Source organism: Vibrio sp. CyArs1 (assembly GCF_022432925.1).
Taxonomy (GTDB): domain Bacteria; phylum Pseudomonadota; class Gammaproteobacteria; order Enterobacterales; family Vibrionaceae; genus Vibrio; species Vibrio mediterranei.
In genome coordinates, this window is sequence record NZ_JAKRBO010000006.1 from 333,895 (window position 1) to 351,888 (window position 17,994).

Annotated in this window: 13 protein-coding genes; 7 read left to right on the forward strand and 6 right to left on the reverse strand. The window is 45.5% G+C overall.

Annotated features, from left to right (window positions below; all coding sequences use genetic code 11):
• Nucleotides 1–32: 32 nt before the first annotated feature.
• Complete coding sequence (locus tag MMA19_RS19015) at nt 33–416, forward strand: DUF3461 family protein (protein ID WP_006072480.1); 384 nt, start codon at nt 33–35, stop codon at nt 414–416.
• Between the two features lie 47 nt (nt 417–463).
• Here the strand turns inward: MMA19_RS19015 and MMA19_RS19020 are convergent, their stop codons facing one another.
• On the reverse strand, nt 464–2,050 hold the full coding sequence (locus tag MMA19_RS19020; protein ID WP_006072482.1) for an AbgT family transporter: 1,587 nt from the start codon (nt 2,048–2,050) through the stop codon (nt 464–466).
• 348 nt (nt 2,051–2,398) lie between these two features.
• Between MMA19_RS19020 and tsaA the strand changes: the two genes are divergently transcribed.
• The 3 genes from tsaA to MMA19_RS19035 all read left to right on the forward strand — a co-directional run bounded on the left by tsaA (nt 2,399) and on the right by MMA19_RS19035 (nt 5,737).
• Nucleotides 2,399–3,097, forward strand: a complete 699-nt coding sequence (gene tsaA / locus MMA19_RS19025) for a tRNA (N6-threonylcarbamoyladenosine(37)-N6)-methyltransferase TrmO (protein WP_006072483.1) — start codon at nt 2,399–2,401, stop codon at nt 3,095–3,097.
• Nucleotides 3,098–3,187: 90 nt separating this feature from the next.
• Nucleotides 3,188–4,903, forward strand: coding sequence for a proline--tRNA ligase (locus tag MMA19_RS19030; RefSeq protein ID WP_006072485.1), 1,716 nt, complete (start codon nt 3,188–3,190; stop codon nt 4,901–4,903).
• Between the two features lie 147 nt (nt 4,904–5,050).
• Nucleotides 5,051–5,737: a tellurite resistance TerB family protein gene (locus tag MMA19_RS19035; RefSeq protein ID WP_240206962.1), complete on the forward strand. Its 687-nt coding sequence runs from the start codon at nt 5,051–5,053 to the stop codon at nt 5,735–5,737.
• A gap of 47 nt (nt 5,738–5,784) precedes the next feature.
• On the opposite strand, the gene MMA19_RS19040 is transcribed toward MMA19_RS19035, so the two are convergent.
• Nucleotides 5,785–6,039 (reverse strand): DUF3622 domain-containing protein, encoded by a 255-nt coding sequence (locus MMA19_RS19040; protein WP_240206963.1) that lies wholly within the window; start codon nt 6,037–6,039, stop codon nt 5,785–5,787.
• 193 nt (nt 6,040–6,232) lie between these two features.
• Nucleotides 6,233–10,147: a phosphoribosylformylglycinamidine synthase gene (purL, locus tag MMA19_RS19045; protein ID WP_240206964.1), complete on the reverse strand. Its 3,915-nt coding sequence runs from the start codon at nt 10,145–10,147 to the stop codon at nt 6,233–6,235.
• A gap of 296 nt (nt 10,148–10,443) precedes the next feature.
• Between purL and mltF the strand changes: the two genes are divergently transcribed.
• Nucleotides 10,444–12,006: a membrane-bound lytic murein transglycosylase MltF gene (gene mltF, locus MMA19_RS19050; RefSeq protein ID WP_261359915.1), complete on the forward strand. Its 1,563-nt coding sequence runs from the start codon at nt 10,444–10,446 to the stop codon at nt 12,004–12,006.
• A 495-nt stretch (nt 12,007–12,501) separates the two neighbouring features.
• Here the strand turns inward: mltF and tadA are convergent, their stop codons facing one another.
• Together tadA and MMA19_RS19060 are read right to left on the reverse strand one after the other, a co-directional pair.
• Nucleotides 12,502–13,038 (reverse strand): tRNA adenosine(34) deaminase TadA, encoded by a 537-nt coding sequence (gene tadA, locus MMA19_RS19055; RefSeq protein ID WP_038227919.1) that lies wholly within the window; start codon nt 13,036–13,038, stop codon nt 12,502–12,504.
• Nucleotides 13,031–13,915 (reverse strand): LysR family transcriptional regulator, encoded by an 885-nt coding sequence (locus MMA19_RS19060; RefSeq protein ID WP_006072497.1) that lies wholly within the window; start codon nt 13,913–13,915, stop codon nt 13,031–13,033. Before MMA19_RS19060 ends, tadA begins: the two co-directional genes overlap by 8 nt.
• Nucleotides 13,916–14,087: 172 nt before the next feature.
• On the opposite strand from MMA19_RS19060, the gene MMA19_RS19065 reads away from it, so the two are divergent.
• Nucleotides 14,088–15,212, forward strand: a complete 1,125-nt coding sequence (locus MMA19_RS19065) for an S-(hydroxymethyl)glutathione dehydrogenase/class III alcohol dehydrogenase (RefSeq protein WP_240206965.1) — start codon at nt 14,088–14,090, stop codon at nt 15,210–15,212.
• A 53-nt stretch (nt 15,213–15,265) separates the two neighbouring features.
• Complete coding sequence (gene fghA / locus MMA19_RS19070) at nt 15,266–16,111, forward strand: S-formylglutathione hydrolase (RefSeq protein WP_038228008.1); 846 nt, start codon at nt 15,266–15,268, stop codon at nt 16,109–16,111.
• 74 nt (nt 16,112–16,185) lie between these two features.
• Here the strand turns inward: fghA and MMA19_RS19075 are convergent, their stop codons facing one another.
• Nucleotides 16,186–17,745, reverse strand: a complete 1,560-nt coding sequence (locus tag MMA19_RS19075; protein ID WP_240206966.1) for an AbgT family transporter — start codon at nt 17,743–17,745, stop codon at nt 16,186–16,188.
• Nucleotides 17,746–17,994 lie beyond the last annotated feature (249 nt).

Below are 17,994 nucleotides of genomic sequence, written 5' to 3' on the forward strand. Positions count from 1 at the left end.
TAGAGAAAACACACTGCAATAAGAGGTAACTTATGTATCCAAACCTCACAGGTTTAGGCATTCACGATCCTAAACAAATTGAGCGTTACTCACTACGACAAGAAGCGCACAAGGATGTGTTGAAGATATACTTTCATAAACAAAAGGGCGAGCTCTTCGCCAAAAGCGTTAAGTTTAAGTATCCAAGACAAGTAAAGAATGTTCGCGTTAACAGCAGCAGTGGCAATTACAAAGAAGTCACCGAAATTAACCGCAATCTCACGCTTGTGATTGATGAATTAAATAAACTAACCAAACCTGTAGAAGTCGCAGAAGTCGATGTTAAGCAGAAAATCCTCACCGATCTTCGCCACTTAGAAAAAGTCGTTTCTAGCAAAATTGCTGAGATTGAAGCGGATTTAGAAAAGTTAAAATAATCAAAAAAAATGCTCCCCTAAGGGAGCATTTTTTATAGGCGTATCTATTAAGGCGTATAGAACGTTGCTGCACCTGGACCTACTGGTAGACCTAGTAAGAATACCCAGATGTAGAACAGTAAACTCCAACCTACCAAGAAACAGATAGAGTACGGCAACATAGTTGCGATTAGCGTACCAATACCTAGATTCTTCATATAGCGTGTTGCCACTGCCAGAATCAGTCCAAAGTAGCTCATCATAGGTGTGATGATGTTGGTAGTTGAATCACCAATACGGTATGCCGCCTGAATGGTTTCAGGAGCATAACCAACCAACATAAGCATTGGAACAAAGATAGGTGCTGTTACTGCCCACTGTGCAGACGCTGAACCAATCATTAGGTTGATAAAGCCACACATTAGGATAAATGCAAAAAACAGAGCAGGACCTGTTAGACCGATAGTCTGTAGGAAGTCAGCACCCGCTACAGCAAATACCTGACCAAAGTTTGTCCACTTAAAGAAAGCAACAAATTGCGCAGCAAAGAACACCAATACAATGTACATACCCATCGAAGACATAGACTTCGACATCGCATCGATCACGTCACGGTCATTCTTCATAGAACCAGTCACTTTACCGTAGACAAAGCCCGGAATCGCGAAGAAGACAAAGATGAATGCTACGATACTCTTCAAGAACGGAGAACCTGCAACCTGACCATCAGCAGTGCGAAGCACGCCATTTTCAGGAACAACAGTTGATGCAATGATTGCACTTACAACCAGTACTGCAATACCTGCCATTTTCAGGCCTTTCTTTTCTACTGCAGTCAGTGAACCCATGCTGTCATTAGAAAGATCTTCTGCTGCTTCTTCTTCATTGTATTTACCCAGTTTAGGTTCAACGATTTTTTCGGTAACAAATGCACCTGTAATCGCAATGAAGAAGGTCGACACAAACATAAAGTACCAGTTCACCTCAGGGCCAACGGTGTAGTTTGGATCGATCATTTGAGCGGCAGTTTCAGTAATACCTGATAGTAGTGGATCCACAGTACCAATTAAGAGGTTTGCTGAATAACCACCAGATACACCAGCAAACGCTGCTGCAAGACCTGCTAGAGGGTGACGTCCTAGAGAGTGGAACAGCATCGCTGCCAATGGAATAAGTACGACGTAACCAAGCTCTGAAGCAGTGTTAGAAATAATACCTGCAAATACAACGGTTACTGTTACCATGCGCTGAGACGCACCCATAACAAGACCACGCATTGCGGCAGATAGCATGCCAGAGTGTTCAGCAATTGCCACACCCAGCATAGCGACAAGAACGGTTCCTAATGGCGCAAAACCTGTGAAGTTTTTCACTAAGTTTGTCACGATTAGCTGTAAGCCTTCTGCGTTCAATAAGCTCACTACTTTAATCATGCCGTCTGCTGCACGACCAGCAGCGCCTTCAGGGCGCGGATCGGCAACCGCTACGTCAAAGTAGCCGGCGATGCCTGACATAACTAAGATAGCAACACAGAAAATAGCAAACAGTGTGATTGGGTGGGGTAATAGATTCCCCAAGTACTCTACCGCGTCAAGAAAACGGGTAAATAGAGGCTTTTTTGGCTTGTTGTGTTTCATTGTGGCAGATGAACTCATCTGTCCCCTCCTTTTTTATTTGTCCTAGCATTCTTTACAAAGCCATGGTCGATTCCTGACAACTTTGTAAAAAAGCAGCCGCAGGGTACGTGAGGGAGCTCAACATTAAAAGCCGAAAATGTTGCTAATTGTAAATAATGCGCAATTTACATCCAGTTATTTAGCAAAAACACAACAACTTATAATGACAAAAATATAAAACAAAAAATAACAATCTCGTGACATATTTACCTTTTTGTAATATCGACAACCGATTAGGGATAAAAAAAGCTCAACTAAATCATCATTGAAAACACACTCCGCTTCTGAAATGATGGATTGTGATTTATGTGAACTAGGACTCAATTCGTGACTTACTCATTGGAGCCAATTGGCATCATTCATTCTCCTTACAAAGAGAAGTTTGCTGTACCGAGACAACCTCGGTTAGTCTCGAGCGCCACCGCAACAATTGCGTTGCAGGGTGACATCAATTGTCTAGAAGCCGTTCGCGGCCTTGAACAGTTTTCTCACCTTTGGTTGCTGTTTCTCTTTGACCAAAACCTTGCCGCAGGCTGGAAACCTACAGTGAGACCGCCTCGATTAGGAGGCAATGAACGAGTCGGAGTATTAGCCAGCCGCGCGACATTTCGTCCCAATGGTATCGGGATGTCTTCAGTTGAACTGAAAGGTATTCGTCAGCAAGGTTCACAAGTCTTTATTGATGTGGGCAGTGTTGATCTTGTCGATGGCACCCCAATCGTCGATATCAAACCTTATATCCCTTATTCAGACTCAATCCCTGATGCCATCGGTGGCTATGCGGAATCTGAACCTGAATCGATAGAAGTCGCGTTTTCAGACATCGCATTAGAGGAACTAGCTAAGGACAAGGAGGTTGCCTATAAGACGCAAGTCATCAAAGAGGTACTCGCTCAAGATCCTCGACCTGCTTACAAAAAAAGTAAGGTTGATAATAAGGAATACGGAGTCAGACTCTTCGATTGGAACGTAAAATTCAAAATAATCGCGCAACTAGCCTTGGTAACTTCCATTGACTCTTTGTAGAAAGCGAATTGGCTGATATCATAAGCGGCTTAACTCAATTTGGGTCTTCTGCCCAAATTCTCTATTAACATAATGAACGGATACCCATAAATGCGTACCAGTAACTATCTTCTTTCTACTCTGAAGGAGACACCAAACGACGCAGAAGTTGTAAGTCACCAGCTAATGCTGCGTGCAGGTATGATTCGTAAACTAGCTTCAGGTTTATACACTTGGCTACCTACGGGTCTACGTGTTCTGCGTAAAGTCGAAAACATCGTTCGCCAAGAGATCGATAATGCAGGTGCAGTTGAGACTTTGATGCCCGTAGTGCAGCCGTTTGAACTATGGGAAGAAACAGGCCGATCTGAAAAGATGGGTGCGGAACTACTTCGCTTCACTGATCGCCACACGCGTCCGTTTGTTCTTAGCCCAACGGCTGAAGAAGTTATCACTAGCCTTGTTCGCAACGAAGTAAGCTCTTATAAGCAACTTCCGCTGAACCTATATCAGATTCAAACTAAATTCCGTGATGAGCGTCGCCCTCGCTTCGGTGTTATGCGTGCACGTGAATTCTCAATGATGGATGCATACAGCTTCGATATCGATAAAGAAGGTCTAGAAAAATCTTACCAAGCGATGCACGAGGCGTACTGCAAAGCCTTCGATCGCATGGGTCTAGACTACCGTCCAGTACTAGCAGACACTGGCGCTATCGGTGGTAACGGTTCACATGAATTCCATGTATTGGCAGAGAGCGGTGAAGATCTCATCGCCTTCTCTTCTGAATCTGACTACGCTGCTAACATCGAAAAAGCGGAAGCAGTAGCACCAGCAATGGATCTAGCAGCACCGACTCAAGAGATGACATTGGTTGATACACCAAATGCAAAAACTATTGCTGAGCTTGTAGAACAGTTCGATCTACCAATCGAAAAGACGGTCAAAACACTGTTTGTAAAAGCCTCTGAAGAGATCGATGCTCCACTTGTTGGATTGATCATTCGTGGTGACCACGAGCTTAACGAGATCAAAGCAGAGAAACTGGCTGAAATCGCTTCACCACTAGAAATGGCGACTGAAGAAGAGATTCGCGCTGCTATTGGTGCTGGTCCTGGCTCTCTTGGTCCAGTTGGCCTTGAACTGCCATTTATCGTAGACCGCTCTGTTGCAGTAATGAGTGACTTCGGTGCGGGCGCAAACATTGATGACAAACACTACTTTGGCATCAACTGGGGCCGCGATGTAGAGTTAGGTAAAGTTGAAGATCTACGTAATGTTGTTGAAGGTGACCCTAGCCCATGTGGTCAAGGTACTATCCAACTTAAGCGTGGTATCGAAGTTGGTCACATCTTCCAGCTTGGCAAAAACTACTCAGAGAAAATGAACTGTGGCGTACTTGGTCCAGATGGTAAAAATACTATTCTAGAGATGGGTTGCTACGGTATCGGTGTTTCTCGTGTAGTTGCTTCTGCAATTGAGCAAAACAATGACAAATACGGCATTATTTGGCCAGATGCGATTGCTCCATTCCAAGTAGCTATAGTTCCTATGAACATGCACAAATCTGAGCGCGTTAAAGAAGCAGCAGAAAAGCTATACGCTGAATTAACTGCTGCTGGTATCGAAGTTCTGTTTGATGACCGAAAAGAACGTCCAGGCGTAATGTTCTCTGACATCGAACTTATCGGTATTCCTCATACGATCGTTATTGGCGACCGCAGCATGGACGAAGGTAACTTCGAGTATAAGAACCGTCGCACTGGTGATAAGACTCCAGTTGCCATGGAACAAATCGTAGCGCACGTTACTTCGCAGCTAGCGTAATACTGCGTTATCGCGACTGGTCCTCTACGCCAGACGAGCTAAATTTTATCTTTAAGGCCGCTTACGCGGCCTTTTTTATCACCTTCATATTCTGTTCATCTTCCCTCTTTTACTATGACCTATATCGGTAAGTACCAGGAGAACAAGATGGACTTGAAAGCACTTCTTAATCAAGCTCTCAACTCAGATCTAGCAAAACAGGCCACTCAAAAAGCAAGCCAATCTTCATCCAGTTTAAGTAACGCACTTGGTGACAAAAAGACTCTGGGAGCGTTAGGAGCAGGAGCTGTAGGCGGCGGTATTCTTGGCATGTTAATGGGCTCTAAGAAAACGAAGAAAATGGGTAAGAAAGCCTTAGGTGTTGGCGGTGCAGCAGCGCTTGGAGCTCTAGCCTATAAACTTTACAACGACTACAGCAATAACAACGGAGGAAACTCCGATGCTACTACAGTTACACATTCATCAACACCGGCTAATTATACTCAGACTAACCAGCACGATGAATCGGTACTCAAAGCCATGATAGCCGCAGCTAAAGCAGATGGTCATATTGATGAGCAAGAAATGGCGAAGATTGAACAAGCTCTGACAGGATTAGATGCAGACCCATCAGTGCATCGACTTGTTCAAACTGAAATGGCAAAACCTCTCGATCCAAGCGAAATTGCTAAGCTAGCCGTCTCTCCCGAGCATGGTACTGAAATCTATTTAGCGAGCCTATTAGTCGCGGATGAACAAAACTTTATGGAAAAAGCGTATTTGAAAGAACTGGCGAACCAGTTAGGTTTAGAAGAGGGGTTAGTAGCACAACTGAATGCGCAAATCAGTCAATAAAGTAACAAAGTACCTAAGGCCTAAACCGACCTTAGGTACATAAATTCTTATTCTTCGCTTGCAACAGCCGCAGCAGCTTTAACAGCACGTGCTTCCGCTTTACGCTCATTGCGCTTTGCTTGGTTTTCAATGAAACCAGCTAGCTCTTTATCCGCCCAAGCTTGAGCCAGCTCTTGACTCTCAAAACCCATCTCACGCTTTGAAACAACAGTGCGACGAGACGTTACTTGACGAATGATCTCTGCAGACCAACCGTTACGCTTTTCCGTTAGACGGATAGTAAATTTTTTATTTTCAGACATTTATGTATTTCCTAAAGACTTTGTTAAGGGATATTCCAGCAATGTAATGCTGGCCATCCCTAAGCCAGCGCGGTATTAGAACACAAATCGAGCGCTGACGCTCAGAGTTTTTATAAGAAAAAGTCCCCAGTGTTTCCACTGAGGACTTCATTAACTATTGGGTTGCGACCTTTGAGGCTGTTGCCTTGGTCGATTACTTACCAACGTTCACGCGAGCGTTGCGGAACATGCGCATCCAAGCACTGTCTTCACCCCAAGACTCTGGCGCCCAAGAGTTAGCAACCGTACGGAATACACGCTCTGGGTGCGGCATCATGATAGTCACACGACCGTCACGAGTCGTTAGACCTGTGATTGCGTTTGGTGAACCGTTAGGGTTGTTTGGATACTGCTGCGTTGGGTTACCGTGGTTATCAACGTAACGCACCGCTACCGTACCTGAAGCTTCAATCGCGTATAGGTGGTCAGTGTCGCGAACTTCTACGCGGCCTTCGCCGTGAGAAACTGCGATTGGCATACGAGAACCTTCCATGCCATCGAAGAAGATAGAGTCAGACTTCTGAACTTCTACCAGGCTAAAGCGAGCTTCAAAGCGCTCAGATTCGTTACGAACGAAGCGTGGCCATAAGTCTGCACCTGGAATCAGCTCTTTTAGGTTCGATAGCATCTGACAACCGTTACACACACCTAGTGAGAAGGTGTCTTCACGGTGGAAGAAGTTCTGGAACTGGTCACGCGCTTGGTCGTTGAACAGGATAGACTTCGCCCAACCTTCACCCGCACCTAGAACATCACCGTAAGAGAAGCCACCACAAGCCACTAGACCTTGGTACTCTTCTAGAACTGCTTGACCCGTCAGGATGTCGCTCATGTGGATGTCTGTTGCTTCAAAGCCAGCGCGGTCAAACGCTGCTGCCATTTCAACGTGAGAGTTAACACCCTGCTCACGAAGAATTGCCATCTTAGGCTTAGCGCCTGTTGCGATGTATGGCGCTGCAACGTCTTCTTTAACGTCGAAGCTCAGTTTCACGTTTAGACCTGGGTCAGAATTGTCTTTCTTCGCTTCGTGTTCTTGGTCTGCACACGCAGAGTTGTCACGTAGAGACTGCATCTTGTGCGTAGTTTCAGCCCAGATAGTACGTAGCTCAGTACGAGAGCGCTTGATAACAACCGCATCACCAGAAGTGATAACGAAGTCGTCAGACGCTTCAACGCTACCAATTACGTGAGAGCATGCTTCTAGGCCGTTAGCCGCTAGAACCGCTTTCACCGCCTCAAGGTCGTCATTCTTAACCTGAACAACTGCACCTAGCTCTTCGTTAAATAGTGCCGCTAGTGCATCTTCGCCATTTTCTGCAGAAGATAGACCAGCAATATCAGCTTTCACGCCACAGTGACCCGCAAATGCCATCTCAGCAAGCGTTACGAATAGACCGCCATCGCCTTTATCGTGGTAAGCCACTAGCTTGTCATCACGAACAAGGGTTTGCATCGCATCGAAAAAGCCTTTTAGCTGCTCTGCGTTGTCAACGTCTGCTGGCTTATCACCAAGCTGTTTGTAAACCTGTGCCAATGCCGTTGCACCTAGACGGTTTTTACCGTTACCAAGATCAACAAGAACCAGTGACGACTCACCTTTGTCAGTGCGAAGCTGCGGCGTGACCGTCTTACGAACGTCTTCCACACGACCAAATGCAGTGATAACTAGTGAAAGTGGCGACGTGACTTCTTTGTCTTCACCATTCTCATTCCACTTAGTTTTCATCGACATTGAGTCTTTACCTACTGGAATCGTTAGACCCAGAGCTGGACATAGCTCTTCACCTACCGCTTTCACCGCTTCGTAAAGACCTGCGTCTTCACCTGGGTGACCCGCTGGAGACATCCAGTTAGCTGACAGCTTGATACGCTTGATATCGCCGATGTCTGTCGCTGCAATGTTAGTCAGAGACTCACCTACCGCTAGACGAGCAGAAGCGCCAAAGTCTAGTAGAGCAACTGGCGTGCGCTCACCCATAGACATTGCTTCACCGTGGTAAGTGTCGTAGCTTGCTGCTGTTACTGCGCAGTTTGCTACCGGCACCTGCCAGGGACCAACCATCTGATCACGAGCAACAAGACCTGTAACCGTGCGGTCACCGATGGTGATTAGGAATGTTTTCTCTGCAACCGTTGGTAGACGAAGAACGCGATCAACCGCATCGTTCATTTCAATGCCTTCGCGAGAGATCGCAGGGCTGTCTACTTTCAGTGTTTTCGCATCACGGTGCATCTTCGGCGTTTTGCCTAGAAGGATGTCCATCGGCATGTCGATTGGCGTGTTGTCGAAGTGTGAATCTTCAAGTTTCAGTTCACGCTCTTCAGTTGCCACACCCACTACCGCGTATGGTGCGCGCTCACGCTTACAGATAGCATCGAATGCTTCCATGTTCTCTGGCGCTACCGCCATTACATAGCGTTCTTGAGACTCGTTACACCAGATCTCAAGTGGGCTCATGCCTGGTTCATCGTTTGGTACGTCGCGTAGCTGGAAGATACCGCCGCGCTCACCGTCATCAACAAGCTCAGGAAGTGCGTTTGAGATACCGCCCGCGCCCACATCGTGGATAAATGCGATTGGGTTGTCTTCACCAAGCTGCCAGCAGCGGTCGATCACTTCTTGACAGCGACGTTCCATCTCTGGGTTTTCACGTTGAACAGAGGCAAAGTCTAGGTCTTCAGCAGACTGACCAGACGCCATAGAAGACGCTGCACCGCCACCAAGACCGATGTTCATTGCAGGACCACCAAGTACGATTAGGCTTGCACCTACTGGGATCTCTTTCTTCTGAACGTGCTCGTCACGGATGTTACCCATGCCACCGGCAATCATGATTGGCTTGTGGTAACCACGTACTTCTTCACCTGCGTGTGATGTAACTTTTTCTTCGTAAGTACGGAAGTAACCAAGTAGGTTTGGACGACCAAATTCGTTGTTAAACGCCGCACCACCTAGTGGACCTTCTAGCATGATATCCAATGCGTTAACGATACGACCTGGCTTACCAAAGTCGGTTTCCCAAGGCTGTTCGAAGCCAGGAATGCGAAGGTTAGAAGTCGTAAAACCTACAAGACCTGCTTTTGGCTTACCGCCAATACCTGTTGCGCCTTCGTCACGGATTTCACCGCCGCTACCTGTAGAGGCACCTGGCCACGGAGAAATCGCTGTTGGGTGGTTGTGTGTTTCCACCTTCATCAAGATGTGTGCTTTCTCGTGGTTGTAACCGTACTGACGTGTTTTTGGATCTGGGAAGAAACGACCCACTTCAGAGCCTTCCATTACTGCGGCATTATCTTTGTAAGCAGATAGAACGTGGTCTGGTGTCGTTTCAAATGTGTTTTTGATCATCTTGAACAGCGACTTGTCTTGCTTCACGCCGTCGATAGTCCAATCTGCATTGAAGATCTTGTGACGACAGTGCTCAGAGTTCGCCTGCGCAAACATCATCAGCTCGATGTCTGTTGGGTTGCGCTCTAGCTTAGTCACAAAGCTTTCAAGTAGGTAATCAATTTCATCTTCTGCAAGTGCAAGACCTAGCGTCACGTTCGCTTCTTCTAGTGCTTTGCGGCCACCTGTTAGTAGATCAACATCAGCTACCGGTGCTGGCTCTGCTACTTGGAACAGTGCTGCCGCTGATTCGAAGTCAGAGAAAACCACTTCCATCATACGGTCGTGGATCACCGCTTTAAGCTCAACAAGTTGAAGCTCAGTCAATTCGCTTGATGTCTCTACATAGTATGCCGTACCGCGCTCTAGACGAGTCACTTTGTCTAGGCCACAGTTATTGGCGATATCCGTAGATTTAGAAGACCATGGCGAGATGGTGCCAGGGCGAGGTGTCACTAGAAGCAGTGTGCCTGTTGGCTCGTGCTCTTCGATAGTTGGACCGTAAGTCAGCAACTTCTCTAATTTTTCAACTTCAGACGCATCCAGGTCTGCCGTTAGGTCGGCAAAGTGGGCAAACTCAGCGTAAATACCTGTTACTGGTAGGTTTAGTTCACGACAAAGCTCTAGTAGCTTGTTAACACGAAACTCAGAAAGAGCTGGGGAACCACGCAAAATTCTCATGTGCTTAGGTCTCTTATGCAGTTGATTGAGGTGAAATTAGTATAAATTCAAATAGTTAGATTGTATTTCTGAACTTATAACAATTTATCCTGCTCTAATGCGGCGCTATTATAGAGGATTTTTTTTTGTGACGTAACCGCTAACGCAAACGTTTTCGTCATTTTTTTTAGATCTGCAGCAAACGATATCGTCATGGTGATAAAGTGACCACTCTCGGGTGTTTATGCCTTCTTGCTTTGCCAAGCTCGCTAGCTTTGGTATAAAGGCAGCACTATCGTTGTGAGATAAATGAATTAATGCAAAATCCATCTGCTGTTTATTGGTTAAATTTACGCTGGCTCAAATTACTATCCGTTTGTCTGTTAACGCTTGGAATGGCAGGCTGCCAAATCGACTCTGATCCCAAAAGTGAACTAGAGAACATTAAAGAGCGCGGTGTCCTTCGTGTCGGTACACTCAATAATCAACTCTCTTATTACATTGGCCCTGATGGTCCAACTGGCTTGGACTACGAGCTTGCAAGACAGTTTGCCGACGAACTGGGTGTGCGGTTGGAAATGAAACCCGCTTACCGCCAAGCAAGTCTATTTCCAGCTTTGCAAAAAGGTGAAATCGATATTATCGCCGCCGGACTAAGCCAATCTCCAGAGCGTATCAAGCACTTTCGTGCAGGCCCTGCCTATTACTACGTAAGCCAACAGGTGGTCTATAAGAAGGGTCAATGGCGACCAAGAAACTTAGAGCAATTATTAAACAACCAGCAAGAGTTAATCGATAAAGCCGATGGTGAAGAGGTCTTTGCGATAGTAAAAGACTCTCACTTTGAGCAAACACTAGCGAATGTCGCTAACCAGAACCCTGAGTTCCGCTACTACATTGATGCTAATGCTGACGTCAATGACCTACTAAAGCAGGTTTCTGAAGGCCAACTTAAATTCACCATGGCAGACTCTGTGGAACTGTCACTTTCTCAACGAATTTATCCTGATCTCGCATTGGCGTTTGAAATGACCGAAGATCAACCGATCTCTTGGTATATGCGAAAGTCAGAAGATGAGAGTTTGTACGCGTTATTGATCGAATTCTTTGGCCGCTTGAAACAGACAGGTGAGCTGGCGAATTTAGAAGAGAAGTATATCGGACACATTGGTGTCTTCGACTACGTCGATACTCGCGCGTTTATTCGTGCTTTAGATGGCAAATTGCCTAAGTGGTCGCCTCTCTTCAAGAAATATTCGAACGAATTTGATTGGCGCTTAATCGCGGCTCTTGCCTATCAAGAGTCTCACTGGAATCCTGTGGCTAAATCGCCAACAGGTGTTCGCGGTATGATGATGCTTACATTACCGACGGCGAAAAGTGTTGGTGTTACCAACCGCTTGGATCCAGAACAGTCTGTTCGTGGTGGTGTGGAGTACTTAAGGCGAATTGTTGATCGTGTTCCAGATTCTATCGCGGAACATGAGAAAATCTGGTTTGCCCTCGCCTCTTATAACGTCGGTTTCGGTCATATGATGGACGCAAGACGCCTGACAAAACGACAGGGTGGTGATCCTGATGCTTGGGCGGATGTGAAAGATCGTTTACCGTTATTACGTCAAAAGAAATATTACAGCCAGACACGTTACGGCTATGCTCGCGGTGATGAAGCAAGAAATTATGTCGAGAATATTCGTCGCTACTATCAAAGCATTATTGGTCATATCGACAAACAGATAGCCGTTGAGGCTGATAAAGAAATCAGTACTGAAGACTTAATCGTCATCCCAGCCCTGCCTCCAGTATCCGGCGCTGTCGCGTCAGAGCAAGGAGCGGTTAGCTCAACGTCAGCACAGAAAACTGGACACTCAGGACGTTAACTATCAGGAATCTTCAAGTATGCGAATGTGATCGTATATCGCATACTTGAAATCTTATTCTCAAGCCCTTACATTAAACTTTGAGATTGATCATTCGCCAACGCTTCGCTTGGCGAGATAATCTCTTCTATCGCAAGGTACTGTCGTGCCCTCTGCAAATACTCAGCATAATCGAAATCACCCTACGACAAGGTTGGGCGGTGGATTGTGTTTCGTACTCCGGCATCGATCCATTGATAAGGAAATCTATTACGCAATGATTGTGTCTAGATACAGATCGGAGAGGTTTATCTTTCGTGATAGGAGGTAGTTTTATGCTTGCAAGGAAAAGAATGCAATCTAAACACCTTAATAAGACGGTGGCAGCAAACCGCCGCAAAAGAAAAATGGCCAATAATAAAAAGAAAGTTATTTGGCGTCACCGAGCTTTTATGCAGTTACTCACTCCATAAAGCACAGACAGCAAACATCTGCCCAGCAGATGTTTGCTAAAAATTACTCCTCACCCTTCATCTGTTCATCACGCTTCTCTTGCTTCTTTTGTTTTATTTCTTTGCGTCTGCGTTTGAAAAATGCCTGCAATTGATGACGACATTCCGCTTCTAATAACCCAGATTCAACATCGGCGTAGTGATACGATGCTTGGCTCTCAAACAAGTTTAATACCGTCCCTGCTGCGCCAGCTTTTAAATCAGGTGCACCGAATACAATCCGCTTTACACGACTATGCAGCAGAGCTCCAGCGCACATTGGACATGGCTCTAGCGTTACATACAATGTCGTATCCAGCAGTCGATAGTTTTCTAGGCTCTGGCCTGCTTTACGAATCACTTGCATCTCAGCATGCGCCGTCGCGTCGTGATTACCGATAGATTGATTCCATCCTTCAGCGATAATCTCCCCACCTCTGACTAATACCGCTCCAACAGGCACTTCCCCTTCAGATTCAGCATGATTCGCCAACTCCATCGCGCGTTGCATAAAATGACGGTCTTCATCATTAAACTCAAAGGTCATTTGTTCATCAGTCATGTTTTTCTCGGCTTAATGCTTCTGATAAGTAATCAATTAACGTTCGAACTTTCGAAGTGAGCATTCGGTTCTGTGGATACAATGCCCAAATACCCTCACGATCACCTCGATATGGAGTCAGCACTTCCACCAGCTCCCCAGCTTCCAAATACGGCTGCACATAGTAATCAGGAAGTTGCACTATGCCTAATCCTTTTAAAGCCGCATCAACGAGCGCATAACCACTGTTGCATTGAACTCGACCTTCAACGTGAATAAGACGCTCAGACCCTTTTTCATCGAAACGCCAGTACTTTGTTGAACCTCGTAAACAGCTATGCCTTTTCAATTCCGACAGAGTGTGAGGCTCACCATGGTTTTCAAGGTAGGTTGGACTTGCACACACAAACATATGACGGTCGAGTAGTTTTCTGGCCATCATAGAAGAGTCTTCGAGTCGACCAAGACGAACGGCTAGGTCAAATCCTTCTTCCACCAAGTTCATTTTCTGGTTAGACAGAATCAAGTCCAGTTCAATTTGTGGGTGTATCAACAGAAACTCGTGCATCAACGGAGCAAGAACTTGCTCACCAAAGGTGACTGGCGCCGTCATCTTTATTTTACCCTTAGGCGTCGATTGCAACTGAGTAATCGCTAATTCTGCCAACGCTAGTCCATCAACAAGAGGTTTACAGTGTTGATAGTAAGTCGCCCCCACTTCCGTTACTGAAACCTTGCGAGTAGTTCTAACAAATAGCTTTACGCCGAGCTTTTCCTCCAACGCATTCACTCTGCGACTAATATTGGCTACTGATGTTGCCAACCTGTCTGCTGCACCAGTAAAACTCTGCGTTTCTACCACTGCTACAAACTCATTGATCCCTTCCCAATTTGCCATTTCAACCCTCACTATTACTTTCATGTAATAGTGTATTTCAATTTATGCTAATTATCATTATTTAAGAAATAAATATACTAGTCCCATCTGATGCAAACGGCGTGAAGTGAACTAGTCTTACTCAAGTTAGCCGTTAGTTAATTTTGTGACCTTGTAATAATAAGGAATAACCATGACTGAACAATTTATCAAATCAAGTGCTGCTGTTGCTTGGGGCCCTAACCAACCACTTAAAATGGAAGAAGTGGATGTAATGCTTCCAAAAGCTGGTGAAGTACTCGTAAAAATCGTTGCTACTGGCGTATGTCACACCGATGCATTCACTCTATCTGGCGATGATCCAGAAGGTATTTTCCCAAGCATTCTTGGCCACGAAGGTGGCGGCATTGTAGAAATGGTTGGTGAAGGTGTAACAAGTGTTGAAGTTGGCGACCATGTTATTCCACTTTACACAGCAGAATGTGGCGAATGTAAGTTCTGTAAATCAGGTAAAACTAACCTTTGCCAAGCAGTTCGTGAGACTCAAGGTAAAGGTCTGATGCCAGATGGTACGACTCGTTTCTACAAAGACGGTCAACCGATTTACCACTACATGGGTTGTTCAACTTTCTCTGAATACACCGTACTACCAGAAATTTCTCTGGCTAAAGTAAACAAAGAAGCGCCTCTAGAGGAAGTATGTTTACTTGGTTGTGGTGTTACTACCGGTATGGGTGCGGTACTGAACACAGCAAAAGTGGAGAAAGGCGCCACTGTTGCTATCTTCGGTCTTGGTGGCATCGGGCTATCAGCTATCATTGGTGCTCGTATGGCTGGCGCTAGCAAAATCATTGGTGTTGACATCAATGAAAGCAAATTCGAGCTTGCTCAGCAACTTGGCGCGACTGACGTGATCAATCCACAAAAATTCGATAAGCCAATTCAAGAAGTAATTATTGAGATGACAGATGGTGGTGTTGATTACTCTTTCGAATGTATCGGCAACGTAAACGTGATGCGTCAAGCACTTGAGTGCTGCCACAAAGGTTGGGGTGAATCCGTTATCATCGGCGTAGCGGGTGCAGGTCAAGAGATCTCAACTCGTCCGTTCCAACTCGTGACTGGTCGCGTATGGCGTGGTAGTGCTTTCGGTGGTGTTAAAGGCCGTAGTGAACTACCAGAAATCGTTAACCGTTACATGGCAGGTGAGTTCGGCTTACAAGAGTTCATCACTCATACCATGCCACTGGAAGATATTAACGAAGCATTCGAATTAATGCACAAAGGCGAAAGTATTCGTACCGTTATTCACTATTAATGATTCAGGGCTCTAGTGTACTAGAGCCCTTGCTTTTAAATTGGGTTGATAGAATGACCATAGAAAATGTAAGCCAAGCCAAAGTATTTGGTGGGTGGCACAAACAATACCATCACCAATCTTCGGCATTAAGCTGCCAGATGAGATTTGCCATCTATTTACCACCAGAAGCGAGTGCTGATAATCCAGTCCCCGTCCTCTACTGGCTTTCAGGTTTAACCTGCACCGACGAAAACTTCATGCAAAAAGCAGGCGCTTTCCGCATGGCGGCAAAACTCGGTATTGCCATTGTCGCACCTGATACTAGCCCTCGCGGTGAAGATGTACCTGATGATGCCGAAGGTGCATACGACTTCGGCTTAGGCGCTGGGTTCTATGTAAATGCCACACAAGCACCCTGGAATCAACACTACCAAATGTACAACTATGTCGTCGATGAGTTGCCATCACTTATCGAACAGCACTTCCCTGTCACACAGGTTCGATCCATTTCTGGACACAGCATGGGCGGACATGGCGCGCTAACGATTGGATTAAAGAACAGTGATAGATATCGCTCTATTTCGGCATTTAGCCCAATCAGTAATCCAATGAACTGCCCTTGGGGCCAAAAAGCACTGAGTCAGTACCTTGGTAACAATACGGATGACTGGAAACAGTATGACAGTGCTGAGTTGCTTAAAGCTAAGATGGCAACGCTGCCAATTTTAGTAGACCAAGGGGAAGACGACGGATTCCTACAAGAGCAGCTAAAGCCAGAGCTGTTGTTAGCTGCGGCAGAAATTTCTGGTAGTGATATAAAGCTTCGTATGCAGCCTGGTTATGACCACAGCTATTTCTTCATTCAGAGTTTTATTGAAGATCACTTACGCTTTCATGCTGGATTCTTGAAAGACTAAGTTTTAGCTATTACTTAAACTAAAAAGCCCGCCCTTTATAGAAAGGGTGGGCTTTGTTCTAACTGTCTACCAACTTACATTGTATAAGTGTATGGCGCTTGGATACCTAGAGGGATACCTAGTGCCCAGTAAGCTAGCAAGAAGATTGTCCAACCAATTAGCATTGCAATAGAGAACGGCATCATTAGTGACGCAAGCGTACCGATACCCGTCGACTTAACGTAGCGTTGGCAGTAAACCACAACTAGAGGGAAGAATACCATTAGTGGTGAAATGATGTTAGAAACAGAATCACCTACACGGTATGCCGCTTGAGATAGCTCAGGAGAGATACCTACTGCCATTAGCATTGGAACAAGGATAGGACCAATCAGTGCCCATTTCGCAGATGCAGAACCAACAAGCAGGTTTACACACGCTGTTAGCAGAATCATACCAACAATCGTCGCTTCACCAGGAAGGTTCATCGCTTTCAGACCTTCTGCACCATAAAGCGCTAGCATAGTACCAATGTTTGATTGACCAAACGCAGCTAGGAACTGTGCACAGAAGAATGACATTACGATGTACGCACCCATTGTCGCCATTGTGTCAGACATCGCTTTGATTACATCATTGCTGTTCTTGAATGTGCCAGAAACACGTCCATATACGTAACCAGGGATGATAAATAGAATGAAGATTAGAGGAACAATCGACTTCATTAATGGCGCAGAGAACGCAGTGATCTCACCTTCAGGTGAACGCAGTGCCGATGTCTCAGGAATGATCGCTGCGATTAATAGCGCGATACCAGCAACCATTGACCAACCAGCAGCGCGGAACGCTTTAGATTCTGTCTCAGTAAATGTACCTAGGTCAGGTGCTTCTTCTGCATCTTCATCTACAGGTGTATTCGCAAGACGCGGTTCGATGATTTTCTCTGTAACGTACCAACCGATAGCAACAATAATCACTGAAGATAGACCAGTGAAGAAAATGTTTGCTAGAGGGTTAACGATGTACTCAGGATCAAGAACTTGAGCAGATGTCTGCGTGAAACCAGCAAGTAGTGGGTCGATACCAGAAGGGATAAAGTTCGCAGAGAAACCACCAGATACACCAGCAAATGCTGCTGCAATACCCGCTAATGGGTGACGGCCGGCTGCGTGGAAGATGATACCTCCTAGAGGAATAACCAGTACATAACCTGCATCTGCTGCTGTGTGCGAGACAATAGCAACAAGAATTAGCATTGGTGTTAGTAGCTTAGCTGGTGTGAAGTTAAGCATCTTCTTAAGGCCTGTAGTAATAAAGCCTGAAGAGTCAGCAACACCAACACCTAGCATCGCAACAAGAACGATACCTAACGGCGCAAAGCCAGTGAAGGTTGTCACCATATTAGCTAAAAAGCTAGCCAGTGCTTCACCAGTAAGTAGGTTATTAACTTCTAGTGCAGTACCTGTACGTGGGTTAATCAGATCAAAACTGACGTTAGATAAAAGTGCTGACGCAACCCAAACAATAACCAGTGCCCAGAAGAAAAGGATAGCAGGATCTGGGATCTTGTTACCTGCTTTCTCAATAAAGTTTAAAAAGCGATCCATTCCACTCGGCTTTGGAGCTGGCGCTTGATTAATAGAATGGTTACTCATGGTAACTCCGTGTGTGATGTTGTTATTTGTTGGTCTCATCGCGCGAGGCGAGAAGATTATATTTGCGTGACCATTTTATTTAAAAAAGATGAAAAGAGTAGATAATTTGGAACTTTTTCCATATTTGTAGACTTATTTTGCAAAAAACACCGACTAACATAACATTTAACCAACATGTTAATGCACAAATGCAAAACAATTATCTAACTAGCACGCAAAAGACCCGATTATATAAACATAGCTTATATT

What these genes read in the sequence shown, in the direction of transcription:
- MMA19_RS19015 (WP_006072480.1), top strand. Translation starts at nt 33, where the DNA reads ATGTATCCAAACCTCACAGGTTTAGGCATTCACGATCCTAAACAAATT.
- MMA19_RS19020 (WP_006072482.1), bottom strand. Translation starts at nt 2,050, where the DNA reads ATGAGTTCATCTGCCACAATGAAACACAACAAGCCAAAAAAGCCTCTA.
- MMA19_RS19030 (WP_006072485.1), top strand. Translation starts at nt 3,188, where the DNA reads ATGCGTACCAGTAACTATCTTCTTTCTACTCTGAAGGAGACACCAAAC.
- MMA19_RS19035 (WP_240206962.1), top strand. Translation starts at nt 5,051, where the DNA reads ATGGACTTGAAAGCACTTCTTAATCAAGCTCTCAACTCAGATCTAGCA.
- MMA19_RS19040 (WP_240206963.1), bottom strand. Translation starts at nt 6,039, where the DNA reads ATGTCTGAAAATAAAAAATTTACTATCCGTCTAACGGAAAAGCGTAAC.
- purL (WP_240206964.1), bottom strand. Translation starts at nt 10,147, where the DNA reads ATGAGAATTTTGCGTGGTTCCCCAGCTCTTTCTGAGTTTCGTGTTAAC.
- mltF (WP_261359915.1), top strand. Translation starts at nt 10,444, where the DNA reads ATGCAAAATCCATCTGCTGTTTATTGGTTAAATTTACGCTGGCTCAAA.
- tadA (WP_038227919.1), bottom strand. Translation starts at nt 13,038, where the DNA reads ATGACTGATGAACAAATGACCTTTGAGTTTAATGATGAAGACCGTCAT.
- MMA19_RS19060 (WP_006072497.1), bottom strand. Translation starts at nt 13,915, where the DNA reads ATGGCAAATTGGGAAGGGATCAATGAGTTTGTAGCAGTGGTAGAAACG.
- MMA19_RS19065 (WP_240206965.1), top strand. Translation starts at nt 14,088, where the DNA reads ATGACTGAACAATTTATCAAATCAAGTGCTGCTGTTGCTTGGGGCCCT.
- fghA (WP_038228008.1), top strand. Translation starts at nt 15,266, where the DNA reads ATGACCATAGAAAATGTAAGCCAAGCCAAAGTATTTGGTGGGTGGCAC.
- MMA19_RS19075 (WP_240206966.1), bottom strand. Translation starts at nt 17,745, where the DNA reads ATGAGTAACCATTCTATTAATCAAGCGCCAGCTCCAAAGCCGAGTGGA.